Annotated in this window: 23 protein-coding genes; 17 read left to right on the top strand and 6 right to left on the bottom strand. The window is 51.6% G+C overall.

The features are described from left to right. Positions 1 to 127: 127 nt before the first annotated feature. From CF651_RS00290 to CF651_RS00270, 5 genes are all read left to right on the top strand, one after another. Positions 128 to 1,138 carry a response regulator transcription factor gene (locus CF651_RS00290; protein WP_094012841.1) on the top strand — a complete coding sequence of 337 codons (1,011 nt, stop codon included), beginning with the start codon at positions 128 to 130 and terminating at the stop codon, positions 1,136 to 1,138. Further along, positions 1,139 to 2,941: a cache domain-containing sensor histidine kinase gene (locus CF651_RS00285; protein WP_094012840.1), complete on the top strand. Its 1,803-nt coding sequence runs from the start codon at positions 1,139 to 1,141 to the stop codon at positions 2,939 to 2,941. 179 nt (positions 2,942 to 3,120) lie between these two features. After that, complete coding sequence (locus CF651_RS00280; protein WP_094012839.1) at positions 3,121 to 6,771, top strand: chondroitinase-B domain-containing protein; 3,651 nt, start codon at positions 3,121 to 3,123, stop codon at positions 6,769 to 6,771. 328 nt (positions 6,772 to 7,099) lie between these two features. Next, a complete protein-coding gene (locus CF651_RS00275) occupies positions 7,100 to 7,333 on the top strand; it encodes a hypothetical protein (RefSeq protein WP_094012838.1) in 234 nt (77 codons plus the stop codon). A gap of 114 nt (positions 7,334 to 7,447) precedes the next feature. After that, entirely contained in the window at positions 7,448 to 9,214 is a 1,767-nt protein-coding gene (locus CF651_RS00270) for a B12-binding domain-containing radical SAM protein (protein WP_094012837.1), read from the top strand. Between the two features lie 73 nt (positions 9,215 to 9,287). On the opposite strand, the gene CF651_RS00265 is transcribed toward CF651_RS00270, so the two are convergent. From CF651_RS00265 to mnmL, 4 genes are all read right to left on the bottom strand, one after another. Then, the gene (locus tag CF651_RS00265) at positions 9,288 to 10,253 is read right to left on the bottom strand and encodes a type I phosphomannose isomerase catalytic subunit (RefSeq protein WP_094012836.1); all 966 of its coding nucleotides are present in this window, start codon (positions 10,251 to 10,253) and stop codon (positions 9,288 to 9,290) included. Between the two features lie 123 nt (positions 10,254 to 10,376). After that, a complete protein-coding gene (gene mnmM, locus CF651_RS00260) occupies positions 10,377 to 10,952 on the bottom strand; it encodes a tRNA 5-(aminomethyl)-2-thiouridylate-methyltransferase MnmM (protein ID WP_094012835.1) in 576 nt (191 codons plus the stop codon). Positions 10,953 to 10,979: 27 nt separating this feature from the next. Next, positions 10,980 to 11,765, bottom strand: a complete 786-nt coding sequence (locus tag CF651_RS00255; protein ID WP_094012834.1) for a c-type cytochrome — start codon at positions 11,763 to 11,765, stop codon at positions 10,980 to 10,982. A gap of 105 nt (positions 11,766 to 11,870) precedes the next feature. Further along, a complete protein-coding gene (gene mnmL, locus CF651_RS00250) occupies positions 11,871 to 12,866 on the bottom strand; it encodes a tRNA modification radical SAM protein MnmL/YtqA (RefSeq protein ID WP_094012833.1) in 996 nt (331 codons plus the stop codon). A gap of 176 nt (positions 12,867 to 13,042) precedes the next feature. On the opposite strand from mnmL, the gene CF651_RS00245 reads away from it, so the two are divergent. The 3 genes from CF651_RS00245 (at position 13,043) to trmB (ending at position 14,706) form a co-directional block, all read left to right on the top strand. Further along, a complete protein-coding gene (locus tag CF651_RS00245; protein ID WP_094012832.1) occupies positions 13,043 to 13,597 on the top strand; it encodes a WGxxGxxG-CTERM domain-containing protein in 555 nt (184 codons plus the stop codon). A gap of 31 nt (positions 13,598 to 13,628) precedes the next feature. Beyond that, positions 13,629 to 13,832: a hypothetical protein gene (locus tag CF651_RS00240; RefSeq protein WP_094012831.1), complete on the top strand. Its 204-nt coding sequence runs from the start codon at positions 13,629 to 13,631 to the stop codon at positions 13,830 to 13,832. A 115-nt stretch (positions 13,833 to 13,947) separates the two neighbouring features. Next, the gene (gene trmB / locus CF651_RS00235; protein WP_094012830.1) at positions 13,948 to 14,706 is read left to right on the top strand and encodes a tRNA (guanosine(46)-N7)-methyltransferase TrmB; all 759 of its coding nucleotides are present in this window, start codon (positions 13,948 to 13,950) and stop codon (positions 14,704 to 14,706) included. Between the two features lie 197 nt (positions 14,707 to 14,903). On the opposite strand, the gene CF651_RS00225 is transcribed toward trmB, so the two are convergent. Both CF651_RS00225 and CF651_RS00220 read right to left on the bottom strand, forming a co-directional pair. Further along, complete coding sequence (locus tag CF651_RS00225) at positions 14,904 to 16,019, bottom strand: MGDG synthase family glycosyltransferase (RefSeq protein ID WP_094012914.1); 1,116 nt, start codon at positions 16,017 to 16,019, stop codon at positions 14,904 to 14,906. A gap of 72 nt (positions 16,020 to 16,091) precedes the next feature. Next, positions 16,092 to 16,619 (bottom strand): phosphatase PAP2 family protein, encoded by a 528-nt coding sequence (locus CF651_RS00220; RefSeq protein WP_094012828.1) that lies wholly within the window; start codon positions 16,617 to 16,619, stop codon positions 16,092 to 16,094. A gap of 239 nt (positions 16,620 to 16,858) precedes the next feature. Here CF651_RS00220 and CF651_RS00215 point away from each other — a divergent pair, with 239 nt between their 5' ends. From CF651_RS00215 to CF651_RS00175, 9 genes are all read left to right on the top strand, one after another. Continuing rightward, positions 16,859 to 18,031, top strand: a complete 1,173-nt coding sequence (locus tag CF651_RS00215; RefSeq protein WP_094012827.1) for a glycosyltransferase family 4 protein — start codon at positions 16,859 to 16,861, stop codon at positions 18,029 to 18,031. 265 nt (positions 18,032 to 18,296) lie between these two features. Next, a complete protein-coding gene (locus CF651_RS00210; protein WP_094012826.1) occupies positions 18,297 to 19,532 on the top strand; it encodes a glycosyltransferase family 2 protein in 1,236 nt (411 codons plus the stop codon). 231 nt (positions 19,533 to 19,763) lie between these two features. Beyond that, the gene (gene infC, locus CF651_RS00205; RefSeq protein ID WP_094012825.1) at positions 19,764 to 20,279 is read left to right on the top strand and encodes a translation initiation factor IF-3; all 516 of its coding nucleotides are present in this window, start codon (positions 19,764 to 19,766) and stop codon (positions 20,277 to 20,279) included. Between the two features lie 22 nt (positions 20,280 to 20,301). Next, the gene (gene rpmI, locus CF651_RS00200) at positions 20,302 to 20,505 is read left to right on the top strand and encodes a 50S ribosomal protein L35 (RefSeq protein ID WP_094012824.1); all 204 of its coding nucleotides are present in this window, start codon (positions 20,302 to 20,304) and stop codon (positions 20,503 to 20,505) included. Between the two features lie 40 nt (positions 20,506 to 20,545). Beyond that, entirely contained in the window at positions 20,546 to 20,905 is a 360-nt protein-coding gene (gene rplT, locus CF651_RS00195; protein WP_094012823.1) for a 50S ribosomal protein L20, read from the top strand. Between the two features lie 758 nt (positions 20,906 to 21,663). Next, positions 21,664 to 23,406 (top strand): biosynthetic-type acetolactate synthase large subunit, encoded by a 1,743-nt coding sequence (gene ilvB, locus CF651_RS00190; protein WP_094012822.1) that lies wholly within the window; start codon positions 21,664 to 21,666, stop codon positions 23,404 to 23,406. Continuing rightward, positions 23,403 to 23,891, top strand: coding sequence for an acetolactate synthase small subunit (ilvN, locus tag CF651_RS00185; RefSeq protein WP_094012821.1), 489 nt, complete (start codon positions 23,403 to 23,405; stop codon positions 23,889 to 23,891). Before ilvB ends, ilvN begins: the two co-directional genes overlap by 4 nt. 145 nt (positions 23,892 to 24,036) lie before the next feature. After that, positions 24,037 to 25,029, top strand: coding sequence for a ketol-acid reductoisomerase (gene ilvC, locus CF651_RS00180; protein ID WP_094012820.1), 993 nt, complete (start codon positions 24,037 to 24,039; stop codon positions 25,027 to 25,029). 195 nt (positions 25,030 to 25,224) lie between these two features. Further along, positions 25,225 to 26,775: a 2-isopropylmalate synthase gene (locus CF651_RS00175; RefSeq protein WP_094012819.1), complete on the top strand. Its 1,551-nt coding sequence runs from the start codon at positions 25,225 to 25,227 to the stop codon at positions 26,773 to 26,775. The last annotated feature ends 163 nt before the right edge of the window (positions 26,776 to 26,938 follow it).

Here is a 26,938-nt window from a genome sequence, read left to right as displayed (position 1 = left end):
CGCCAGATAGGCAGCGTTTTTAATTTCGATCTGCATAACATACGAGCGTGAAGCATTTGTCTGCGGGGAAGACCGGCGGGCAAATGTTTTTTGCCATAGACAGACACGAAGACGGAGGAGGCGGGCGATGAAGCATATTTTGGTGGTAGACGACGAGCCCCTCATTGTGAGAGGCCTTGTGGCCATGCTGAAGCAGTCACAGACGGCGTTCGAATCGATCCGGACGGCCTCGAATGGAAAGCAGGCGCTGGAGCTGATTGAGGAATCGGTGCCTCAGCTTTTGTTAACCGATATCCGCATGCCCAAGATGGACGGATTGGAGCTGTGCAAGCAGGTGCATGAGAAATACCCGCTCGTCCAAAAGGTCATCATCTCGGGGTATAACGATTTCGAATATGCGCAGGCTTGTATTTCTTATGGGGTTAAAGAGTATCTTCTGAAACCGTTTACACCGATGAAAATAAACGACCTTTTGCATAAAATGGTTGTCCAAAGCCAGCCGCTCTTCTCCATTTCGGCCTATGAGGATTGGGTGGAGCGTATTGTAGAGGCCGTGTGGAAGCTGCAAATTCCGGAAGCCGAGTCTCTTCTGGAGCAATGGAAGGCATACTGCGTTTCGGCCTCCACCTCAGATTCGGATTTCATTCAGCTGATGAAGGACGGACTGCCGATGATCATGAGGCGGCTGTCGCTGAGGGGCTTCCAGCCAAGAGCGGGAATGATCTGCGACACCTCCGATAAGCAGCGATGCTTTACCCAGCTTCAGGTTTGCATTCACCAGGTGATCGATGAGCTGGCGCTGCAGCGCGGCGGACTGGATCTGATGAAACAGGCCAAAGCCTATATTGACGCCCATATCACCCAAGAGCTGTCGTTGGAGGAAGTGGCCGAATTTCTGGGGATCAGCGCGCCTTATTTGAGTCTGTTATTCAAAAAGGTGCACCACGAATCCTTCGTGCAGTATCGAATTACGAAACGGATCCAGCTGGCCAAGCAGATGCTGGAAATCCCCCACTACCGTACGACGGACATCGCCTTGGAGGTAGGCTACGAGAATTACCCGCACTTTTCCAGAACGTTCAAGAAAGTGACGGGGGTTTCGCCCTTGGAATACCGCCATAGTATGGGGATCCGGTAAATGAAGCCTTCCTTGGCCCGTACAATATTCGTTTATTTCGCGTCGGTTATCGTGATCTCCATAGCGGCTGTCGGTTTTTTCTCGTATCAGCTTTCTTCCGTTCAGCTGGGCGAGCAGAGCGAGGAGCATTTGACCGAAATCGTCTCGAATGTCGTCAATCAGACGGACTTGTATTTACGCTCCTATGAGCGTGCGCACCTATCTCTTTTTACAAGCAGCGAGGTGAAGGATTTCCTGGACTCGCCGCCCGAAGGTGACTATGCTTACTATCAATTTACGAACGACTTGAAAAAGCATATTATCGATCCGCTCTTTATTAAATCGCCCGATATTATGACGGTCTACTTGATCGACTACAATAATAACTGGGTGTACTACGCGAACCCGGCCTTGAAGCTGATCGAGGACCCGCTGCCGGAGGTGACGCTGGAGGAGCTTGACCGCGAAACCGATCCGAACGGCAGCATGACGATCATTAATAACCGGGTGTTCTCGGAGAGCAACAATCAGCGCATTACTTTGGCGCGCAAAATCCACGGGCAGGTCTTTAACGAGTTTAAAGGCATTCTCGCCATCGAGATCAAATCGGACGATTTTTCCGCTCTGTGGAAAGGAATTAACCTGGGGCAAAAGGGCTTCTTCACCATCGTGGATACCCAGGGGCGTATCGTCTACCATCCCGATAAAAAGTGGATCGGAGCCCCGATCAGCAATGCGCTTGAAGCGAAGCTGAATCAGAGCGAGTCGAGGTCGTTTACGGATGATTTCTTCGGCGACGACCGGATGTTCGTCAGCTCGAAGTCCGCCTATTCCGGATGGAATCTGGTCGCATCCGTCCCGATGAACGATATTAAGCGGCCGATTTCAAGCATCCGCTATTCGTCTTTGCTCGTCGGGGGAGTCACGGTGCTTTTTGCACTGCTGCTGTCCTACCGGTTCGGAAGACATATTACGAAGCCGATTCAAATTTTGAAGAATGGAATGCAGCAGACGGAGCAGGGCAATTGGATCAAGATTCCGCCGCTTCGGACGAACAACGAGCTGGATGAGCTGATTGACCGCTACAACCTGATGGTGATGAGTCTGTCTGAATTAATGGATACGCTGTACAGGACGGAGCTCAGTAAAAAGGACGCCGAACTGGAGCGCCAGAAGGCGGAGCTGCAATCGCTTCAGCTGCAGATCAATCCCCATTTTCTATACAATACGTTCGAAAATATTATTTGCTATGCCGTCATCAAGCAGTCCTCCGAGATTACCGAAATTGTCGAAGCCATCGCCTATATGTTCCGCTATTCGGTGCAGACGCATATCGAGGAAACAGCCATTGTGAACGAATTGAAGCATGTGCTGAATTACATGACGATCATGAAGCACCGTGTAGGGAGGGAGTTTGAGCTCGATGTCCGCATTCCTCCTGCATTTTTCTTGAAAAAAATGGCGCGCCTGACTCTGCAGCCGCTCATTGAGAACATTTTCACCCATGCGTTTGCCGAAGGGATCGAGGAGTACCATTTTATAAGGCTGGACGCCTGGATTAAGGATCAGGATCTGGTGATTGTGCTGGAGGATAACGGGGTGGGCATCCGGCCGGAGCGTCTGGCGTATTTGCGGGCGCAGCTTCATTCCAACCAGCTGGCCGAGTCCGTTCGCCCGGGAACCCGGCGCAGTGGAGGCATTGGCTTAATGAACGTGCATAGGCGAATCCAGCTGGTCTTTGGGGAGAAGTACGGTTTGCAAATCGAGAGCACAGCCGGCATGGGCACCCGGATGATCCTTCGGATTCCGGATATGGGAACCTAACGGGGAGTACCGTGTGCAGCTCCCTGTGTCCGGTGTTGCATGGCCGCGTCAAGCAATCGCACTAGGATGTACACCGCATATTAAAAAACAGCAACAGAGCTTAAATTCGATCATCCTCCCGGCTATACGCGGGGCCTATAATTTAGGTATTCCACGAAAAGGAGTGTGATGGATTTAGTATGAGCTCAGCTGCTGCAAAAAGAAATGTAAGCGTTTTAATTTGTTTATTCCTTATGGTATCGTTCTTCTCATTGGCTGCCCCGGGACAATCCTTAACGGTTTCGGCCCTGGCCTCCAGCTACCCGTTAACCGAAGGCTTTGAAAGCTACGGAACCCAAGCGACAGGCTATACTTCACCGATGGGAAGCTCTGTAACCGCGGTACAGCCTTGGAAGAATGCGGTAGGAGCCAGCTCGAATTGGTCTGTGGGAGAGGAGAGCGTCGCGGGGGCCACATATTCGAATCATATTCTGAAGCAGACGGACGCGTCCACATCTGCTGCCTACGTTGTGACTCATGATTATTGGGGCAGCAGCCAGCCGGAGATCACGAGCCAGAGCATCACGATTTCCGGAAAGCTGAAGGTTACCGGTGCCAACAGCACCTATGCAGGGCTGGTGGCCAAATATTCGCTGATGAACGGCTCGCCTGCTTATTACCGGCTGACGATGAAGAAGAACTCGGCCAGCTACCAATTTTACTTGGAAAAGGTGACGGGCAGCTACAAGACCGCTGTCCCGAAAACAGCAGGGACAACGAATGCCAGCGGAGTTTCGATCAGCAGCACGACGCTGAATCCTTATTTTGACAGCCTCGGCTACATGCCGGTCCAACTGAATGTGATCCACAACATCGACGGCAGCTTGACGCTGGAAGGTTACTACGGCAGTACCTTGGTGCTGTCCGGTACGGATACGACGCCGTATGCAACCGGTCAAGTCGGCCTCTACAGCAATGCCGGTACAACGGCCTTCGACGATGTTCAAGTGGCGCTGTCGAATGCCTCCGGCAATCCGGTGACCGCTCCTGCCGTTACGGGAGCCGCAGCCGGCAGCGGGGAAGCGCAGTTGAGCTGGAGCGTTGTCACAGGCTTGCATTATGACGTTAAACGGCAAGCGCCGGGGGAAAGCGCCTATACCACCATCGCAGCGGATGCTGCAACGAACGCAGCCGCAGGCCCTTTCACCTATACGGTCACCGGACTGACCAACGGGACGGCCTACAGCTTCATTGTCACAGCCCGCAGCAATGACGGACAGTCAGCCGACTCGGCGCCGGTCACGGTGACCCCGCAGCAGCCTTCGCCGCAAATTGTCGTCCACAATTCGACGGAGCTGGGCAGCGCCCTGTCAGCGGCGAATCCGGGCGACACCATTTTGCTCGATGACGGCAATTATGCCGGTCTTACGGTGACGGGACGGAATGGAACGGCGGCCCAGCCGATCGTGGTGAAGGCCAAAAACAAAGGCATGGCCAAGTTCAACTCCAGCGGCCTGCTGCTGAAGAACAGCTCCTACATTACGCTTCAGGACATTGAGTTCGCCATGACGAGCGCAGGCAATTGGGTGCGGTTGACCGGATCCCATCATATCCGTATTACGAACAATTACTTCCACTCGCCGAGCACGACTTCGGTATCCGGTTCCTCCATCTGGATCTTCATCGACGGCTCCGGAAGCCATGATAACCGGGTGGATCATAACTTGATGGAGAACAAGCTGGATCGGGGGAAATTCATCGTATTCGACGGGATCAGCAGCGGAACGGGGCCCTATGAAATCACGCAGCACGATATGGTAGAATACAATATTTTCCGCAATACCGTATCCCGTCAGACGAATGAGTCCGAAAGCATACGGGTTGGGGTATCGACCTTGATCTCGCTCGATGCCTATGCAACGATCCAATACAACATTTTCGACCATTGCGACGCCGATCCTGAGATCGTCTCGATCAAAAGCGGAAGCAACACGGTCCGGTACAATTATTTTATCGAATCGTTAGGCTCATTGTCCTTGCGCGCAGGCAATAGCTCGTCGGCTTACGGCAATATCTTCATCGGCAACGGTCGTACGGCGCCGAATCCGACGGCAGGAGGCGAGCCTTTGGGAACCGGGGGGATCCGGGTTTACGGGGAGAACCATAAGGTATTCAATAATTACTTCGAAGGATTGACGGGGACGGTATGGGATGCGCCGCTTACTTTTACGACAGGGGATAAGGATGACATGCTGAACCATCTGGACACGCCCGGCGCTCACTTCATCGCCAAAAATGTCACCGTCGCCAACAACACGCTCATCAATAATACCTCAGGCATTGAATTGGGTTATGACCGTTATGGCATCCCCCCTGAGAATCTGACGTTCGCCAACAATATCGTCGTCGGGTCACAGCATGAATTGATCAAGATCATGCATGCACCCGTCGGGGTTCAGTGGACCGGGAATATGATGTATCCGCAGCAAGGGATACCGTTAATTACAGGGAATTCAGTCCCTTTGACCGCCTCCGAGGTCCAAGTCGTCTTTCCTAATATGAAGAATGAGGTGCTTCAGCTCAGTCCGCAGGATTATGGCTGGTTGTGGACCTCCTCAAGCTATGAGCGCCTGAGAACGATACCGTATAAAAAGCTGAGCACGGTCAGTCCGGCTATCAACGCATCGCTTGGGGACTACGGAACCAGCGGGGCTTACGGCTTCGTCACCCTGGATATGGAGCGGGAGCAGAGAACCGGAACTCCAGATGTCGGTGCAGACGAATATATACCGGCTGCAGTAAATGATGCTTCCGCACCGGTATGGCCTGCCGGCCAGTCCCTGTCACAAGCGAGCGTGGCTCCGCGCGAGGCCCGTCTCCAGTGGCTGCCCCCTTCCGACGATACGGAAGTGGTGGCCTATCGCATTTACAGAAACAGCGTTCTGTTGGACACGGTCTTCGGGGATGAGCTCAGCTATACTGCACGTGCTTTAGAGCCGGGGGAGACGTATGTATTCCAGGTAGAGGCGCTCGATCAAGGAAATCATACTTCCCGAAGCCATACCTTGAGCTTGTCTACGCCCGGGTATACAGGGATCACTCTATCGGGGCTTCCTGCTCAGATCGCTCTGGGAGGGACGCCGAAGCAGCTCGAGGTCACGTTGCAATTTGCGGATCAGTCTACGGAAGCAGTAACGACAGGCGCGGTATTTGCCAGCAGCAATCCGAATGCGGTGTCCGTCTCACCGACCGGATGGGCAGTGGCCGAAGGGCTGGGAAGCGCGAGCCTTACGGCTTCGTATCTGGGAATGACATCGGCTCCTTTGGCTGTAACGGTGTATCCTTCTTCTCAGCAGACCCAAATCGTGGACGCGGATACGTATGTGGACAATATTATTTCCGCCAATGCGGACACGAACTACAACAATGCGACGGAAATGCTGGTCAAATATTCAGGTGGACGCAGAGACGGCTACCTGCAATCGAGCTTGCCCGTGCTTTCAGGGACGGTGGACACGGTACAGCTTAGGGTGTATGTCGGATCCGTGGAAACCGGCTCGGACCTTCAACTGTACGGCATTATCGACGACAGCTGGAATCCGGCAACGATTACAGCTAATAATCAGCCGGAGAAAGCGGTCACGGACGTCTACTTAGGGCAGGTGACAGCGATTGCGGATAACAGCTACGTCACCTTTGATGTAACGAAGTTCTTTAACAGCCAGTCCGATTCAACGCTCAGCTTCCGCTTGACGATGGCGACAGCCGATAACATGGTTCACGTGAAGACAAGAGAAGGGACGGACATCAATCAAGCGCCGACGCTCATTTTTACGGTAATTCACCCTTAAGGGTATGAAAGGAAAAGGAGTAAGTCGGATTCTGCTAAGCGAGGCCCGGCTTGCTCCTGTCCTAAACAAGTGCACAGCTCTCTAAGCGGGATTGTCCGGAAGCAGCCCTCCCTTTCTCTGAGGTTTTCCAGCCGTAAGCGGCAGCATGCAATTTTTTTTGCATAATCCGCCATCGTTTTACATATATTTCTTCACACCGGGAAAAGATAAAGCCAGAGCTTACAAATCCCGTGATTTTTAACGGTCTGTTTATGTTCCTCTAATCTTGTCTTAATATTGGAGGGCTATACTGCAGATAACGAAACGATTAACGAGAGGAAGAACTACAATGATCTTATATCAATTAGCCAAACGTCTTGAACAGAGGAAGCAGTTGACCCAAACGATCCTTACAACCGAGAGCGAAAGCCATGTGGAACGGTTGGTTTCGCAAAAAGAACAGGTCGAAGAGCAGCTGTTCACGCAAGCGAACCGTTGGAGCACAGAGGGCAATGACGAGTTCGTGCTTGCCGGTTTAGTGCCGGAGGCGGAGTGGACCTCCACAGAGCATACTTGGAATTAACGTGAAAATGGAATGAACCTTACGAGGTGTTCCATTTTCTTTTTTTTGTGTTCGGCCCTTTTTCCGTGTAGAATGAGAGTGCAACGATTCTGCCAAACAAATGAGGGTACCGAGATGAAAGTAGTGCTATCTACATTAAATGCAAAATATATCCACACGTCTTTGGCGCTGCGCTACTTAAAGTCGTTCAGCGAGAAAGATTTCCCTATAGAGATTACCGAATATACGATCAAAGACCCGGCGATGAACATCGTATCCGACCTGTTCCAGAAAGCCCCGGATATTGTAGGGTTTTCCTGTTATATTTGGAACATCGAAGAGACGATTACCGTTATCAGCATGCTCAAAAAAATTAATCCCGAGCTCATCATCGTTCTGGGAGGGCCCGAGGTTTCCTACGATACGGAATACTGGATGAACCGGATTCCCGAAGTAGACTTTATTGTGATGGGCGAAGGAGAAGAGACATTTCATCACCTGCTGCAGGAGCTGACCGGCGACCGCAAATATTACAGTGTGTTCGGTGCAGCTTACCGCAAGGAAGGCAGGGTTATCATTAATCCGCCGCGTCCGAAGCTGGCCTTGGATGACATTCCGACACCGCACCGGTTTGCGGAGGATATCCCAAGTCTGGCCAACCGGGTTGTTTATTTTGAGACAAGCCGGGGCTGCCCTTTCAGCTGTCAGTTTTGTTTATCTTCTATTGAAGTAGGCGTACGGTATTTCGATATGGAGCGGACGAAGAGCGATCTGCTGTTCCTGATTGAATCGGGTGCCAAGCTGATCAAGTTCGTGGACCGTACCTTTAACATTAAGCGGGAATATGCCCTTGAGATCTTCGAATTTTTGATCCAAAACCACCGCGGCTGCGTGTTCCAGTTCGAGATCACCGCAGATATTATGCGCCCGGAGGTGCTGGATTATTTGGCAGAGCATGCCCCGCCGGGTATTTTTCGGTTCGAGGTCGGCGTGCAGTCGACGAACGATTTGACGAACAGCTTAGTAAAGCGCCGGCAAAATTTCTCCAAGCTGACGCGTACTGTGCTGAAGGTGAAGGAAAGCGGCAAAATCGACCAGCATTTGGACTTGATTGCCGGACTGCCGGAGGAAGACTACAACTCGTTCCGCAAAACGTTCAATGATGTGTTCGAGCTGGGGCCTGAGGAGCTGCAGCTGGGCTTCCTCAAAATGCTTCGCGGCACCGGCATGCGCGCGGACGCCGACAAATACGGCTACAAGTTTATGGATCATGCTCCTTATGAGATTCTGGGCAACGATATTTTGCCATTCTCGGATATTGTCAGAATCAAACGTGTTGAGGATGTGCTGGAAAAATACTGGAATTCGCACCGGATGGATCATACCGTAAGCTACTTGATCCGTCAGGAGTTTCCATCGGCCTTTGACTTCTTCCAGCAGTTCGGGGATTACTGGGAATCGCGCGGCTGGCAAAAGATCGGCCATCAGCTGGAGGATTTATTTACCCGGCTTCACGCTTTCCTCGTCCATCGGGGAACAAAAGGAATGAACGTCATCGGAGGCTTGATGAAGCTCGATTATTTCTTGAACCACAAATACAAGCCGCGTAAAATTTGGTGGGAGTTTACGCTGGATAAGAGCACGCAGTCCGACTACATCCGCAGCTTGGCGGAAAAGCCGGAGGACGTGTCGGATACCTTCGCCGCACTGCACATCAGCGAGAAAGAGCTTCACAAGCATGTCATGATCGAGGTGCTGCCATTCCGCTTGGATCACTATTTGGCAACAGGGGAGCTGCTGACCGATGCGGAGCAGCTGCTTATCGTCCATTTCCCGACGGATACCCATTCGCGGGCTCAGTTTTTTACGATGGCACTCGGCTCGATGGAGCCCAGTATATAAACAGAAATGAAGAAAAGCCGGTCTTCGGAGGATGGAGCGCAAGGTTCCTCCCGGGGATCGGCTTTTTCTATGCTTAAGGCAAATAGCTGCGCAGCACGGTCATAGAACCGGTCAGCGTATATTCACCAAGATTGGCAGGGATGAGGCAGCACTGTCCCGGCTTTACGTTCAATTCGCCGTCAGCCCAGCGAATCGTGCCTGTTCCGTCGCAAATAATATGAATGACGAAGCTGGCTTCGGTTGTTTGAAGCTGCCATTCCTGCTCAACCTTTCCTTTTTCCGTAACGAAGAAAGGAGAGTTGGCCAGAGTCAGCCATTCATTGGATGCCTGCAGCTCGGTTTTCATATAGGTGGCTCCGGAGCCCTCGTAGGCAATCACGTTCAAGGAATCCTCGATGTGAAGCTCGCGAGGCTTTCCGTCCAGACCTAAACGGTCGTAATCGTACAGGCGGTACGTGCTGTCCGAGTTTTGTTGAATTTCGGCAACGAGAACCCCTGCGCCAAGCGCATGCACAGTACCGGCAGGAATATAGAACGAATCGCCGGCTTCTACGGCAATTTCGCGAAGACTGCCGAGGATCCGGTTCTCTTCAATCGCCTGAGCAAGCTGTTCACGGGTTACTCCATCGTTCAAGCCATAAATAATTTTAGCGTCAGGCTTGGCGTCCAGGATATACCACATTTCGGTCTTGCCAAGCTCGCCCTTAGGAAGTCTATCATAATGATCGTTAGGGTGTACCTGTACGGACAGATCGTCCTGACAATCCAATAGCTTGATTAATAAAGGAAAACGGCCGTTTTTCTCGGAAAAGCCTTTCGTTCCAAACAGTTCTTTGCCGTACTGCTCGCGGATTTGATCCAAGCCAAGACCGGCCAGCTCCCCGTTGGCCACTTGGGTTGTGCCGTTAGGGTGATCTCCGATCATCCAGCCTTCGCCGATGTGGCCTTCCGGCAGCTCCAGTCCGAACTGCTCCAGATTGCGGCCCCCCCAAACACGTTCTTTCATTTCAGGCTTAAATAATAAAGGATATGGTTTCAATACATTCCCTACTTTCCCGCTTTTTTGCTCGCACTCGATCTCTCTACTTCCTGCGTCTGCCTATGCATGCTATGAAAGCTATTCGGCCGGCTGCAGGAATCTATTAGAATTATATCAATCCGACTATCGTTTTTCTACCGCAATGCAATAAGGAGGATGATTCTTTTGGTTCATAAACCGGTATTCGAGAACCTGATACTGCTTCTGAGACAGCTGCTGGGCCCAGACTCTAACCGCCTCAGCCTCCTGCTCGCCGCCCTCGTGCCCGGTATACAATATAATTGTAACAATGCCGCCTTTACGCAGCCATTCCACAGCTTGCTGGAGCGCAGCCACCGTCGAATCGGCTTGCGTAACGGTCTGGTGGTCATCTCCCGGCAAATAGCCGAGGTTGAACATGACCGCGGCTAAGCTTTCTTGTGCTGCGACAGGCAGCTTTTCCTGCAGCAGCGCATGACTGCAGTGATGCAGCTGCACAGGGGCGTGCTCCGTCAGCTCCTGCTCCAGACGCTGCCGCGTGCGCAGCAGCGCCTGCTCTTGAACGTCAAAGGCATGCACCGAGCCTGCGGGGCCGACGCATTTGGCCAAAAAAAGCGTGTCCACCCCGTTGCCGGCAGTAGCATCCACTACTGTCTCACCCGGGGAGACACGTTCTTGGATCAGCTTATGGGCATAGCTGAGGATCGATAAGAAACCCATAGTATTGTACTCTCCATTCTATGCTTGTTATTTTTGTGTGGCGAGCCAGCTGACCAGCTCTTGAATTTGATCTGCTTGGAGTGTTTTCTGGAAGGGGGGCATCGACTTGCTGCCTAGGTTGATTTTGGCCAGGAGCTGCTCTTTTGTAAGGCGGGTGCCCACTTTGGTCAGGTTCGGGCCGATGTCGCCCTGCAGCTTGTCACCGTGACAGACCATACAGTTATCCTTGTACAGCGCTTCGGCCTTGCCGAAGCCAGAGGAGGAGGAGGCGCTGCTGATCGAAACCGTACCGTCGGCCGACTTCGCTGAAGATGAAGACGAGGACGCCCCGGCCATCGGTGGCGTCACGAGATCCGTCGGCATCGGCGCCGTTGCCGGCTTGGAGCCGCCGCTGCCCGCCTCCGGCGCCGGGCTTGTGCCACTCGACTTCGGCGTCACCAGCTCCGTCGGCATCGGTGCTACCGCCGGCTGCTTGGCCGCCGGTTCATCGAGCCGCGGCAGCTCCGCCTTCGGCAGCTCGGCCTTCGACTTCGACCCGGTCGAAGTCGAAGGGGCCGATGCCGAAGGCTTGGCCGGCTCCGGCGTCGGCTGCCCCGCAGCGGGCTCGCCGCCTGGGGCAGCCGCAGCATCGCTACCGGCGCTGCCGGACAGCGGCAAGGCGTCCGTTCCGGCCTTCGGCGGAACGGTCTGCGCGGCGGTATCGCCGGGGTCCGTCGTCACGGGGCTGGGCGTCTGCACCGCCGGTGCGTCCTTGCAGCCGCCCAACAGAGCAACGACCAAGAGAGCCGTCGCTCCAAGGATATGCTTCCTCATCTTTGTCACTCCTTTACCCTAAGCTGGACCGGGAGGGGGATTCCGTCCATATCTTGAAAAACGCAAGCCGTCTTGAGTGACGGCGAAGCCGTTGATTCTGGCCCGTTAGGTCTCTTTATTGTAACGAATTACTGTTTCTGTTGCAGCTTGCTTCCAATATTTACCCTGCCAAGTATCTCTCAGACGCAGCTCGGCATCTATCGCATTCAGCACTTCCCATTTTTTCAAGCTCCACATGGGACCGATCAGCAGATCCCTGGGAGCGTCTCCGGTCAATCGGTGAACGATCATCTCCGGAGGAAGTATTTCCAACGTATCGACGATTAATTGAACATATTCGTCTTTTTCCAGAAATTGAAGCAGACCGGCTTCATATTGTTTAACCATCGGCGTTTTGCGCATAAGATGGAGCAGATGAATTTTAATCCCCTGCACATCCATTTGGGCTACCGCACGTCCGGTATCGAGCATCATCTCGTGCGTTTCCCCCGGCAGTCCGTAGATGATGTGGGCGCAGGTGCGAATACCATGCTTGCGCAGCTTGGCGACGGCGTCAAGGTAGCATTGGGTATCATGCGCCCGGTTAATGAGCTGGGACGTGGATTCGTGCACTGTCTGCAAGCCCATCTCCACCCAAAGATACGTACGCTCATTTAATTCCGCCAAATATTCCACAACATCGTCCGGTAAGCAGTCGGGTCGGGTGGCGATCGATAAACCGACCACACCGGGCTGCTGTAAAATGACTTCAAAATATTCCCGAAGCTCCTCAACCGGAGCGTAAGTGTTCGTATAAGCTTGAAAATAGCCGATATACTGAGCCTCGGGCCATTTTTTATGCTGAAGGTCGCGGATTTTATTGAATTGGGTCACCAGATCGTCGCGGCGGCTCCCTGCGAAATCGCCGGAGCCCCGGGCACTGCAAAAGGTACAGCCTCCGGTTGCAATGGAACCGTCCCGATTCGGACAAGTGAACCCCGCATCCAGCATGACCTTGAACACTTTAGTGCCGAATTGCTTGCGCATTTCTACATTCCATGTATGAAACCGCTTGTCTCCCCATAGCTCGGGAATGTGGCGGTGTTGTTCGGCTTGCTTCATTATAAAAGACTCCTTTGCTAAACGTAGCTTCCTCCTATTTTACCGTAAATGCCAACCCTTTGCGAATATTTCCTTGACAAAACCCTCCTAGCCGGAAAGAAGGATATTTGATTCCGTCGAAGACCATGCTATAAGTGCACCAATAATACATCGTTGCGAAGGGAGAACGGAACAACATGAACAAGTTTCGTAAAACAGTACTCACTTTGGCTTTGACAGCTTCTTTGGGGATGGGTGGTGCTCAAGCTTTTGCTGAAATGAGCAGCGCGAACGCTACAGGGACTGCCACGGGTACAGGTACAAGCTCCGGTACTTATAGCGGCAGCGGAACGACGGGTTCTTACGGCACTTATGGTACCACGACATCGGGTACAGGAACAGGAACGAACACTACAGGTACAACGACACTTAATCCAACAACAACAACGACAACAGGAACAACAACCGGTACGACAGGAACTACAACGGGAACAACGGCAAACAATGTAACCAATGCCATAACCCACCCGATCAAATCGACCGAGCGTTTGATGGACCGTGCGAATACGTACGGCACGAACCGTGACGGCTACGGCTACGGCGGCAACTATAACACGTATAGCTACCGTGCAAATGCCGATACCACGACACGCAGTACAGGTGGCTGGGGATGGCTGGGTCTGCTGGGTCTTCTGGGCTTGGCAGGCATGAGAAGCCGCAACCGTTCTGAAGATCGTATTGGTGACCGTTAAGCTGAAGCGAAATAGCAGGGGGCAAAGAGCTATGGATGGAGTCCTGGTTCCGTTCGGCAATCAGACTTTGGTGGTGGAGCTTAGCCTGAAGGAAGCTATAGCTTTGAGCAGCGGCGCCGTGTTTTACCAGCAGCCGCAGCTTGCGGCGAATGCACGCAAAAAGCTCAGGTCCCAAGTGGAGCGCCTGATGCTCCCTGACAGCGACAAGATCCATTACCACGCTCTTGAAATGTAACGACGCAGAGGGCGGCTGAGCCATCAGCCGCTCTTTTCATTCCTTGCAATTCAGGGTATAATCGTCTCTAATCGAGAGGTTTTTGTAAACTATTGCACGTTTTTGGAGGATGAAGATGCGTTTACGTGGCAGGAAAGGTATTCGGGAGGCGCTGGAGGCGCAGCCGGATTTGATTGTTTTGGACCCCGCGCAATATAAAGGAAGATGGAAAGAGCTGTTCGGCAATGATCATCCTATTCATGTAGAGCTTGGGATGGGCAAAGGCCGGTTTATTAGCCAGCTGAGCTCGCTGAATCCGAATGTGAATTACATAGGGGTCGATATGTACGATGAATTGATTCGTCGTGCAAGCGAGAAGGCCCAATGGTCCCGGGAAGAAAATGGGGGCACATTAGCGAATTTAAAGCTCGCCTTGTTTAATATTGAGAAAATCGAAGATATGTTTGATACGGATGAGCTTGAGCGCATTTATTTGAATTTCAGCGATCCGTGGCCGAAAAAGCGCCATGCCCGTCGCCGCCTGACTCATTCGGGCTTTGTCCATAAATATATGAGCATTTTAAATCGTAACGGAGAAATTCATTTCAAAACCGATTCCCGTTCTCTTTTTGAATTTTCGTTGAATTCCTTCGCGGACATGGGACTTCGGATGCGTAACATTTCTCTTGACCTTCATGCCGAGGGGACGAGAACCGATTTGGTGATGACCGAGTATGAAACGAAGTTTCATGACAAGGGCGTGAATATCCATCGCGTTGAAGTGGTTATCGGCGAGCAGGCGCTGCAGAAGCATCTGCACCAATTGGAAGCGGCTCAGAAGCACGAGGATGCCCAAGCGGCTGCTGCTGATTCTGAAGATAGCAGCGAAGCGTAATTGAACGATAAAACAGCATGCGGCCCTTTTTTATTCGGGAACCCGCATGCTGTTTTTTACTGTTTAAATATATCGATCGGATTCCATGGCTTCACAGTACCTTACCCGCCGGATGCCGTCTTGGAAGAGGGCGAAGTTTATAACGCGAGAGCCGGTAACGGTTCTACATGGGTTGCTTTCTCCAAGTGGAAGCTAGGCTAAGGTGCGAGCAGCTCCATAATGGCGCGTGGGCAGTCCGAAGGCTTGTAAGAAGGGCGATGGATTAACAAGGCTCTCATTCTTATCACTTCCGGGTAATGGTCGGTTAACAGCCGGAACCATTGCTCTACTGTTGCCCCGGATTTGATCGGCTCCCCGAAGCCCTGCTGGGTGAAATACTGCAAATTTTCTTCCTCCTGCCCGGGAATGGGCTTGTAGAACAGCATGGGGATGCCTTTGGCCAGTGCTTCGGTGCAGGTCATACCTCCTGGCTTCGTAATCAGCAGGTCGGCGACATCCATCCATTTATCGACTTCCTGTGTAAAACCCAGCAGCCGAATATGCTCATGCTGGAAACGGGCATCCTGCGCCATGGCAGCCAATGCTTTTTCATTGCTGCCCAAGCAGACCACCAGCTGAATTTTATCCCGCCATGCGATAAGCTGCTGAAGGAATTCCTCGTTATGGAGCATTCCCCAGCCCCCGCCCATCAGCAGGACGGTAGGCATGGCCTTTAGCTTGAAGCGGGCACGAAGCTCCTCGCGGTTATGGGGCTCCCAAAAGTTCGGATGCACCGGAATGCCTGTGACTTGAATCGATTCTGAAGGGATGCCGCGGTGGATTAGCTTTTCCTTGACATCGGGCGTCGATACCAAATATTTGTTCACTTCGGAGTTCACCCAGGTCCCATGGGCGTCATAGTCCGTAATGACCGTACATAAGGGCATGTTCAAGCCGGCGCGCTTGAGCCGGGAGATGACGGCGTTGGGGAAGGGATGCGTACATACGATCGTGTCGGGCCGAAGCTGGCGTATAATTTCAGCTGTCTGAGCATAAAAGATCCGGTGCAGCGCAAGCCGGGTCAATCGGTTCAGCGATTTTTTATACTGTGCCCGATACATGAGACCATACAATTTGGGCTGGACGGTGACGGTTTTGCGATAGGCGGTCAAGATCCATGGCGCCAGCGTAGGATGGAGGAATGAGCCTAGCTCCAGCACCCTTGTCTGGACGTCCGGAGAAAGCATGCGGAGCCCTACGGATAGTGCATGGGCGGCCTGGGTATGTCCGGCACCGAAGCCTTCGGATAACAACAAGACTCTTTTTTTACGCATGCGGCGTTCACCATACCTTGTGCCATGAATTTGCATAAGAATATCTTCTATTATTGTATACCCGCGTGCTGCTTATACGAAAAATGAAGCCGTTGCCAATGCCGCCGTTGTACCCAATATAGACCCTGCCAAGCAATCGGAGGGGTAATGAAGCCCCAGATAAATACGGGACATGCCGACCAGGCAGGCCAAAGGCAAAACGACTGGAGCCAGCCAGGGGGTGGCGCAAGCCAAAGGAACGGCTACAGAGAAAATAGCGGCCGTATGGCCGGAAGGAAACGAAGGATCGGATAAGGGCTTTTTGCAGGTATGTGTATCGGGAACGACGAGATAAGGTCTTAGTCTTGGATATTTGCGTTTGATCAGAGCGACAGGAATGTGGCTGAGCGCCAGAACGGCGCAGCAGTGAAAGCCTGCAAGCTGCAGGCTGCCCTTTCCGAACAAGCTCAGGCAAAGCGCAATGGCAATCGTTGCCGTTGCTCCCCCGAGGTGGGTGATCGTATTGAAAAGACGATCCAGCCACGTATGCTGAAGCCGTTGGTTCACCCAACAAAACATGCGGTTCTCATGATGCTGAAGCCATGATACAACTCGGCTCACGGCAGTCGCCTCCTTGAATTAATGGGATAAGCTCCCTACAGGGATCATATACATATAATAATCCGCATTTGTTAATGGATGATTAAACGAATGATAAATTCGCGTGAGGGCAGATTTAATATTGTATTGACGTTCTCTTAACACTCCGCGGCTACACTGGTAGGTAATAAGAAGTGATCCATAGCTGATGCTTGCTGCGGCCAGCTAGGACTGGCGCAAAACGCTTAGGAGGGGATGCTGTGCGAGTAGCCTTGTTCACGGACACGTACCTGCCGGATGTCAACGGAGTGGCCAAAACATTGGGTCGCTGGGTTCATTTCCTCGAATCGCGGGGAGTGGAATGCAAAGTATTTGCGCCGCAAGCGGATACCACGGAATCAGCCGGCTCTTCCGGTGTGGAACGATTTTACAGCATACCCTTTTTATTGTATCCCGAATGCCGCATGGCTATCCCCAACCCTCTTCATCTTAAAAAAACGCTTACAGCCTTTTCGCCCGACCTCATTCATGTTGCCACACCGTTCAATCTCGGTCTCCTCGGCCTGCATTATGCCAAAAAGCATCAGGTGCCGCTGGTGGCCTCCTATCACACGCATTTTGACCAGTACTTAAACCACTACAAGCTTCAATGGATGGAGCCGATGCTTTGGAAATATATGCTCTGGTTCCATCAGGAGTGCCACAAAATTTATGTGCCGTCCCATTCGACACTGCTGCATCTGCAGGAGAAAGGGCTCAGGCATCTGGAAATCTGGTCCCGCGGTGTCGAAGTCAATCGTTTTCATCCCTTGGTTGATCGGGAACGGGTATGGGAAGCTTATGGGGTAAAGGCGGACAAATTCGTTATTTTATATGTCGGCAGACTGGCGCCTGAGAAAAGCGTCGACACGCTGCTGCAAACCTATTTGAGCTTATCCGACGAGGTTCGCCAGCATTCGCAGCTTGTTATTGTGGGGGAAGGGCCGCTGTACAAACCGATGCTGGAGCAGTACGGGCAGCGGGACGATATGACTTTCACGGGATTCAAGCAGGGAAAGGCTCTAAGCGACCTTTACGCAGCGGCGGATGTGTTCTTGTTTCCATCCGCTACGGAAACGTTCGGGAATGTGGTGCTTGAATCGATGGCTTCCGGTACGCCGGTGATTGGATCGGCTGCAGGCGGGGTAAAGGATACTATACGCCACGGGGAAAACGGACTGCTCTGCGATCCGGGGCAGGTGGCACAATTTGTGAATGCCGTGGAATTGTTGTATCATGAGGAGGTATATCGTGCGCAGCTGTCTGGCGCCGGCCGCGCATACAGCCTGCGGCAATCGTGGGATCATATTTTTTCGGAGCTGTATGCGAGCTATTTGAATGTTGCGGGAAATTCCGGCAGGATCGTGATGTCGGAATCCATTGTTGCGAAATGACATGAAACTGAAAATCTACGAAAAACGATGAAAACCATATGTAAAAAGCTCTATGGCAGAGAGCATTGCCGTTATCATCCTGATTTTCTTCTTTTATCTTGCAGTTCTGACGTTAAGAGGCAATAATACGCTTTTGACAAAACGGTGTAAAGAGAGGAAAATCATATTCGGCTACCCACACAAATCCAAAAGAGACCATCGAAGTTGTGTAAATAAACAAGTAGAGAGAGAAAAACTTTGAGGTACATAAAAAGGGGGATTTTTGATGCTAGGCAATGTTTTGTTGGGCATTCAGGTTGTCTTGGCGTTGATTGGTGTCTATCAGCTTTTTTTAACGTTTTTCGGCTGGTACCAACGCAAACCGAAAGCGCAGCATGCACCACAAAAGTCGTTCGCCGTTTTGATTGCCGCCCATAACGAGGAGCAGGTCATCGGAGCGTTGATCGACAATTTGAAAGCTTTGGATTATCCGAAGGAACTGTACGATGTATTCGTAATTTGTGACAACTGTACCGACCGTACCGCACAAATTGCCCGCAGCATGGGGGTATACGCCTGCGAGCGTACTAATCCGAAGCTTCGGGGCAAGGGCTACGGCATCGAATGGATGCTGAAGGAGCTTTGGAAAATGCCGCGCAGCTACGACGGGATCGTCATGCTGGATGCGGATAACCTGGTTGCTCCGGATTATCTGACGCATATGAACAACGATCTGTGCAACGGATCGAGAGTTATCCAAGCTTACTTGGATACGAAGAACCCGAATGACTCCTGGATCACAGCGGCTTACGCAGTGACGTATTGGTACTGCAACCGTCTGTGGCAGCTGCCCCGCCAAAACCTCGGTTTGGCGAACTTCCTTGGGGGTACCGGGATGTGCTTCGAGACGAACCTGCTGAAGGAAATCGGCTGGGGCGCAACAAGCCTGGTAGAGGATTTGGAGTTCACCATGCGCTGCGTTCAGCGCGGAATTAACCCGACCTTTAACTTTGATGCCAAAGTGTATGATGAGAAGCCTTTAACGTTCAAAGCTTCGGCAAGACAGCGTTTGAGATGGATGCAGGGTCACTTCGATGTGGCGCGCCGCTACTTCTTCCCCTTGTTCTGGCAGGGGCTGAAGGAAGGCAGCTGGGCCAAGCTCGACACCGCGATCTATGCGTTGAATGTGTATAATGTATTGATCGCATCCGTCGTTACGGTTGTGCTGTGGTGCGATATGATGATGCCGGGCTTACCGTCCTTTGCTTCGCTGTTCGACTACGCGCCGAACCTGTTCATGGTCATCGGCATACTGAGCTACATCCAATTCCCGCTTGCGCTGATCATGGCGAAGGCGCCGGCCAAAACTTGGGCTTACCTGATCACCCTTCCGGTGTTCATGCTTTCCTGGTGGCCGATCACCGTCTATGCCTTCTTCACGCAGAACAACAAGCAGTGGAGCCATACGGAGCATACCCGTGTGATCCGTCTGGAGGAAATGCAGAGCAAACAGGTCAGCTAATGAATGTCCCTTGTGGAAAAAGAGTTGACTTCTATAGCTGGGCTATGGTATGATCTCTTAGTGCAAAAGAAGAAGCGCCAAAACTTCTCACCTGACTGACGCGAGTCGGCTGGTTACAAAGCTAGAGTGAATCAATCATGATATCAATCACTTGAACTTTAACGGACGTGGGCGCTTGCTGCCCGCGTCTTTTTAATTTTACATTAAAGTCTTTTTTGGAGGTGGCAGGTTATTAGTACAGATCATTTAATTAACGATGAGATTCGGGTGAAAGAAGTTCGCCTGATCGGTGCAGATGGTGAGCAGCTGGGAATTAAACCGATTCGTGAAGCGCTACAAATTGCGTTGGATGCGAATCTGGATTTGGTGAACGTGGCTCCTACGGCGAAGCCGCCGGTGTGCCGTATCATGGATTACGGGAAATACCGTTATGAAATGCAGAAGAAAGAAAAGGAAGCCCGTAAGAACCAGAAGATCGTCGAAATTAAAGAAGTACGCTTGAGCGCGACGATTGATGAGCATGACTTCCAAACGAAGCTGCGCAACGTCGTGAAGTTTTTAAATGAAGGCGACAAGGTGAAGCTGAGCGTGCGTTTCCGTGGTCGTGAAATCGCCCATGCAAGCATCGGTCAAAAGGTGCTGGAGCGTATGGCCGCTGAAGTGGATGAACTTTCTGTGATTGAACGCAGGCCGAAGTTGGAAGGCCGCAGCATGATCATGATCTTATCGCCGAAGCAGCAAGCATAAATATTAAGGAGGACTACACATCATGCCAAAAATGAAAACACATAGCAGCCTTAAAGGCCGTTTCAAGATTACAGGTACAGGCAAAGTCATGAGATACAAAGCCTACAAAAACCACCTGTTGTCCGGTAAATCCGCTCGTCAGAAACGTGTATTGGCTACGAACCCAACGATGGCAGCTGGCGATGTAAGACGTTTGAAACAACAATTGTCTAACATCAACGGTTAATTCTACTTTATTCTACTTAACTATTTGGAGGTAATGGATCATGGCAAGAGTCAAGGGCGGGTTCGTAACTCGTCGTCGTCATAAAAAGATTTTGAAATTGGCAAAAGGTTATTTCGGTTCCAAACACCGTTTATTTAAAACAGCTAACGCGCAAGTAATGAAATCCTTGCTGTATGCATACCGTGACCGTCGTCAGAAAAAACGCGATTTCCGCAAATTGTGGATTACTCGTATCAATGCTGCAGCTCGCCAAAACGGCTTGTCCTACAGCAAATTCATGCACGGTCTGAAATTGTCCGGCATCGAAGTAAACCGCAAAATCCTGGCTGACCTGGCCGTTAACGATATCAACGCGTTCAACGATCTGGCAACAGCTGCAAAAGCGAAAGTAAATGCTTAATTAGCATTTTTCATAGGAATACCCCTTGCATTCATCGCGCAATTGCGTAGTGGAGTGGGGGGTATTTTTGTTTTGACGATTGAATTTTTAAGTGAGCGGTGGTAAAAGGCTGCTCTAACTGGCGAAGAACGCGGGTGCTGTGGAGGAACAATTTGGCAGGCTGGTCTCTTGTCGCTGCAGTGGCCCCTCAATCTCATTTTATTTTCAATTATGCAGGGGCTTCTCAGCCGAACTATCCATGAATAAGCCTTGATATATAAGGTTATTTTAGATTCATAAGACTCATGAATTGCTTCAGAGGCGTGGTGTCGCAGGCGCGGCATCCAATTCGAACAAGCAAGAAAGAGGCCTTGACTTCAACATGGTTCCGGCATATAATATTGAAATAGCAACAACGTCGAAATCGGCAATGATGAGGACGAAGTTATAGGGGCTCTTATGTTCAGAGAGCGGAGGACCAGCTGAAACCAACGCCTTAATCCCTTATGTACGAGCTCACCTCGGAGCTGTTTCCCTGAAAAGTATGTTAAGCTACAACAGACATAGCTATTAGGGGGAATCGGAATAGCACACGTTACCGTGCTGAAGGTATGAACGCAGCCCTATGCTGATCTTACCTGCTAAGGTTATTTGCTGTGAGGCAGATAACAAACTCTGGGTGGTACCACGGAAGATCAACCCCTTTCGTCCCTTCAGACGCTATTTATTGGCGTTTTGGGATGAGAGGGGTTTTTTAGTTTTCGAGAGGAGGATAAATCATGATCGTTCAAACCACACAAAAGTCGAAAGAACAATTGCGTAAGGAATTGCTTCAACCCGATGTAATCACAGGATCTGAAATGCTGCTGCGCAGTTTGCTGCTGGAGGACGTGGATTGCGTCTTTGGCTACCCGGGCGGAGCGGTCTTATATATTTACGATGCCATGCACGGCAACCCTGATTTCAAACACCTCCTGACTCGTCACGAGCAAGGCGCGATTCATGCGGCTGACGGCTATGCGCGTTCTACAGGGAAGGTAGGCGTATGTATCGCGACTTCCGGACCGGGGGCAACGAACCTCGTCACAGGTATCGCTACAGCGTACATGGATTCTGTGCCATTGGTCGTCATTACCGGTAACGTGGCAACTTCTGTGATCGGAACCGATGCGTTCCAGGAAGCGGATATTACAGGCATTACGATGCCGATCACCAAGCACAGCTACCTCGTTCGGGACGTTAAAGATTTGCCGCGAATTATTAAAGAGGCATTCCATATCGCCAGCACAGGACGCAAAGGACCGGTTCTGATCGATATTCCGAAGGATGTTTCCAATGAAAAATCGCCGTTCTACTATCCCGAGTCGGTCGATATTCGCGGCTACCACCCAACGGTTCAACCGAACAAGCTGCAGGTAGACCGGATGCTGGAAGCTATTGCCGAGTCGGAACGTCCGGTGATTCTGGCTGGGGGCGGGGTTGTATACTCCAATGCCTCCAAAGAGCTGCTGGAGTTTGTGAACAAGGCCCGCATTCCTGTAACGACCACCTTGCTCGGATTGGGCGGCTTCCCAAGCGCGCACGAGCTGTGGATGGGGATGCCGGGGATGCACGGCGAATATACGGCCAACAATGCGCTGCAAAATTGTGATCTGTTGATCGCTATCGGTGCCCGCTTTGACGATCGTGTTACAATGAAAGTGAACGGCTTTGCACCGCATGCGAAGAAGATTGTTCATATTGATGTCGATCCGGCAGAGATCGGCAAGATTGTCGAAGCGTCTATTCCATGTGTCGGCGATGTGAAAGCCGTGCTGGAAATGGCCTTGACGAAAGTGAAGCCGGCGAAATCCGAAGCTTGGATCAAGCAGGTTCAGGAGAACAAGATGAACCGTCCGCTGCGCTATAAGGATTCGGATACAGAGCTTAAGCCGCAGTACGTGATCGAGATGATCCATGAGACAACGAAGGGTGAAGCTATTGTATCTACGGACGTAGGTCAGCATCAAATGTGGACGGCCCAATACTACAAATTCAACCATCCGCGTTCGTTCCTGACTTCCGGCGGTTTGGGCACGATGGGCTTTGGGTTCCCGTCAGCTATTGGTGCGCAGGTCGCTCATCCGGACCGTCTGGTTGTATCGGTTAATGGGGACGGCGGGATGCAAATGTGCTCCCAGGAGCTTGCTATCTGTGCGATCAACAAAATTCCTGTCAAAATCGTAGTCATCAACAACCAGGTGCTTGGTATGGTTCGTCAGTGGCAGGAAATCATTTACGATAACCGTTACAGTCACATCGATCTGGCCGGCAGCCCGGACTTCGTCAAATTGGCGGAAGCTTACGGTGTTAAAGGCTTAAGAGCGACGAATAAAGAGGAAGCGCGTCAAGCGTGGGCTGAAGCTATGGACACCCCAGGTCCGGTGCTCGTCGAATTCGTGGTCCGCAAGGGTGAGAATGTTTACCCGATGGTCACTCAAGGCTCGACGATAGATGAAATGATAATGGGGGATTCGGAATGATGCACAAACATACCATTTCCGTTTTAGTCAACAACCAACCTGGAGTTCTGCAGCGCGTGTCCGGCTTGTTCGGACGCCGCGGCTTCAATATCGAGAGCATTACGGTCGGTGAGTCCGAGGAAAAAGGCTTGTCGCGTATGGTTATCGTAACGACAGGTGACGATAAAACCTTGGAGCAGGTTTCCAAGCAGCTGTATAAGCTGATCGATGTGATCAAGGTTGTCGATTTAAGTGCCAATCCAATGGTTGCGCGCGAGCTGGCCTTGATCAAAGTGAATGCTGAGCCGAGCGCGCGTCCCGAGGTGCTGGGCGTTGTGGAGACATTCCGTGCGGCGGTAGTCGATATCGGACCTTCCTCCTTGATCGTTCAAGTGGTTGGGGATTCCGAGAAAATCGACGCAATGGTCGAGCTGCTGAAGCCTTACGGCATCCGCGAGCTGTCCAGAACCGGAGCGACGGCGATGATTCGCGGATCGGTTAAATAGGTTGATAGAAAGAACATGAATCATTAATTAGGTTAAGTACCTTTGTGAGTGGGGGATCCAGCGGATGACTCCGCCATAGGGATGGACATTGTCCGTTGGACCGCCCACTCACAGGGTTTTTAAATTAAAGGAGGAGCTATTATCCATGGCAGTTACAACGTATTATGAAAAAGATGCTGATCTGAACGTACTGAAAGGTAAAACCATCGCAATTATCGGTTACGGAAGCCAAGGGCATGCTCAAGCGCAAAACCTGCGTGACAGCGGTCTGAAAGTTATCGTTGGTCTTCGTCAAGGTAAATCCTTCGAGCAAGCGAAAAACGACGGCTTCGAAGTATTCTCCGTTGCAGAAGCTACGAAATTGGCTGATGTAGTTCAAATCTTGATGCCGGATGAGACGCAAGCAAGCGTATACCATAATGAAATCGAACCGAACCTGAAGCAAGGTGCAACCATCATGTTCTCCCACGGTTTCAACGTTCACTTCGGTCAAATCAACCCGTCTTCCGACAAAGACGTGTTGCTGGTAGCTCCTAAATCCCCAGGTCACATGGTTCGCCGTGTGTACGTTGAAGGCTTCGGCGTTCCTGGATTGATCGCTATCCACCAAAATGCAACTGGACAAGCTCAAGCTATCGGTTTGGCTTATGCTAAAGGTATCGGCTGCACACGTGCGGGCGTTATCGAAACTTCGTTCCGTGAAGAAACAGAAACTGACCTGTTCGGTGAGCAAGCCGTTCTTTGCGGTGGTGCTTCCGCATTGGTTAAAGCTGGTTTCGAAACATTGGTTGAAGCTGGCTACGCTCCAGAAATGGCTTACTTCGAGTGCTTGCACGAGCTGAAGCTGATCGTTGACCTGATGTATGAAGGCGGATTGGCTACAATGAGACATTCCATCTCCAACACGGCGGAGTACGGTGACTATGTAACAGGTCCTCGTATCATCACCGAAGAAACGAAAAAAGCAATGAAAGAAGTATTGTCCGATATCCAACAAGGTAAATTCGCTCGCGACTTTATTTTGGAGAACCAATCCGGCCGTGCTTTCTTGACTGCAACTCGCCGTTTGGAATCCGAGCATCCGCTGGAGCAAACAGGCGCGCAATTGCGTGAAATGATGCACTGGATCAAAAAGTAATTTTTATCCGGTTGAGGTAATATATATTGTATGAATGAGGTCGGCTTGAAGACAATGGGGAATGTAAGCGGTGGAGTGTCCTCCGGTTTTCTCACCTTCGAGCCGTACCTTTTTCTGCTTAAAAATACACTTTGCGCAAGCAGGCAAAGCTGTATCGCTTATCCTCGCGAAAACTCCTAAGAGGTGATAAGACTCATGAGAAAAATATATATTTTCGACACGACCCTGCGGGATGGTGAGCAGTCGCCAGGCGTGAACTTAAACATGCAGGAGAAGGTGGAAATCGCCCTGCAGCTGGAGAAGCTCGGGATCGACCGGATCGAAGCAGGTTTCCCTGCAGCATCCCCGGGCGACCTGGCAGGAGTGAACGCCGTAGCTCGCGCAGTCAAAAACGCCTCGATCATCGGCTTGGCCCGTTCCCGCGAGAAGGATTTGGATGCGGTGCATGAGGCTTTGAAGGGTGCTCAGGATCCTTGTGTGCACTTGTTCCTGGCGACATCGCCGATCCATCGGAAGCACAAGCTGCGCATGGAGAAGCACCAGGTGTTGGAAACCGCGGAAGCGGCCATCCGTTACGCAAGAAAATATTTCGACAAGGTCGAATTTTCTCCGGAGGATGCAGGCCGTACCGAGCTGGATTTCCTTTGCGAAGTTACGGCTATGGCCATCCGTGCCGGCGCTACGGTAGTCAACATTCCGGATACCGTCGGTTACATGACGCCGTATGAATATGGCAACATCTTCAAGACGTTGAAGGAAAACGTGCCTGGCATTGAAAAAATCCAGCTGAGCGCGCACTGCCATGACGACTTGGGTATGGCGACGGCGAATGCGCTGGCAGCTGTGCTGAACGGTGCGGATCAAATCGAAGGTACGATCAACGGGATTGGTGAGCGTGCAGGGAACACATCGTTGGAGGAAGTGGCGATGGCTCTGGAGACGCGCCAAGAGTTTTTCCAGGCGAAAACGTCGCTTGTGCTTAATGAAATTGCGCGTACGAGCCGTTTGGTCAGCAAGCTGACAGGAATGGTCGTTCCTGGCAATAAAGCGATCGTAGGGGCCAATGCCTTCGCGCACGAATCCGGGATTCACCAGGACGGCATGCTGAAGGAAAAAACGACGTACGAGATCATGTCGCCGGAAACGATCGGCTTGAAGGAAAGCAAGCTCGTTATGGGCAAGCATTCCGGACGCCATGCTTTCCGGGAGAAGCTGATTGATCTTGGATATGAACTGAACGAGGAGCAAGTGAACGTTGCTTTCGCGAAGTTTAAGGACTTGGCCGACAAGAAGAAGGATGTCAGTGACGAGGATATCCGCGCATTGATTGAAGAAAAGCTGATCGAGACACCGGAAGTGTTCGTTCTGGACACGATTCAGCTGTCCTACGGTAACCAATCCGTACCGACGGCAACGATTCGTGTCAAAAAGATCGATGGCGGCTCGGCAGAGGAAGCGGCGGTCGGCAACGGTTCCGTCGATGCGATCTACAAAGCCATTGATAAGGTAACGAACGAGGAAGTCGAGCTCGAGGACTACTCGATCAAATCCGTTACCCAAGGCAAGGATGCGCTGGGCGAGGTTCACGTAGTGATGCGCCAAGGCGATTATTCCGTTCAAGGCCGCGGCGTCAGTACAGACATTTTGGAAGCAAGTGCCAAGGCGTATATCGATGCAGTAAACCGTTTGATCGACAAACGTAAGGCGCCGGCACGCAGCAAGCGTGACAACGTGTCGCTGATTTAACGTACGCAAGTCAAAGGCGAAATAGAGTAGCCCCCGGTCATAGCTCCTGATTCAGGAGACAGTGACCGGGGGTTTATTTGTTCGTAGATAGGAAAGTATAAGTTTCACAACTTTCGTCTACCTTGACAAACGCGTGCCATCATGAAAGATGGCGAAGCCGTTT

The organism is Paenibacillus rigui (genome assembly GCF_002234615.1).
Taxonomy (GTDB): domain Bacteria; phylum Bacillota; class Bacilli; order Paenibacillales; family NBRC-103111; genus Paenibacillus_S; species Paenibacillus_S rigui.
The sequence above is the reverse complement of the archived record's forward strand: the minus strand, read 5'-3'. Positions and strand labels throughout refer to the sequence as shown.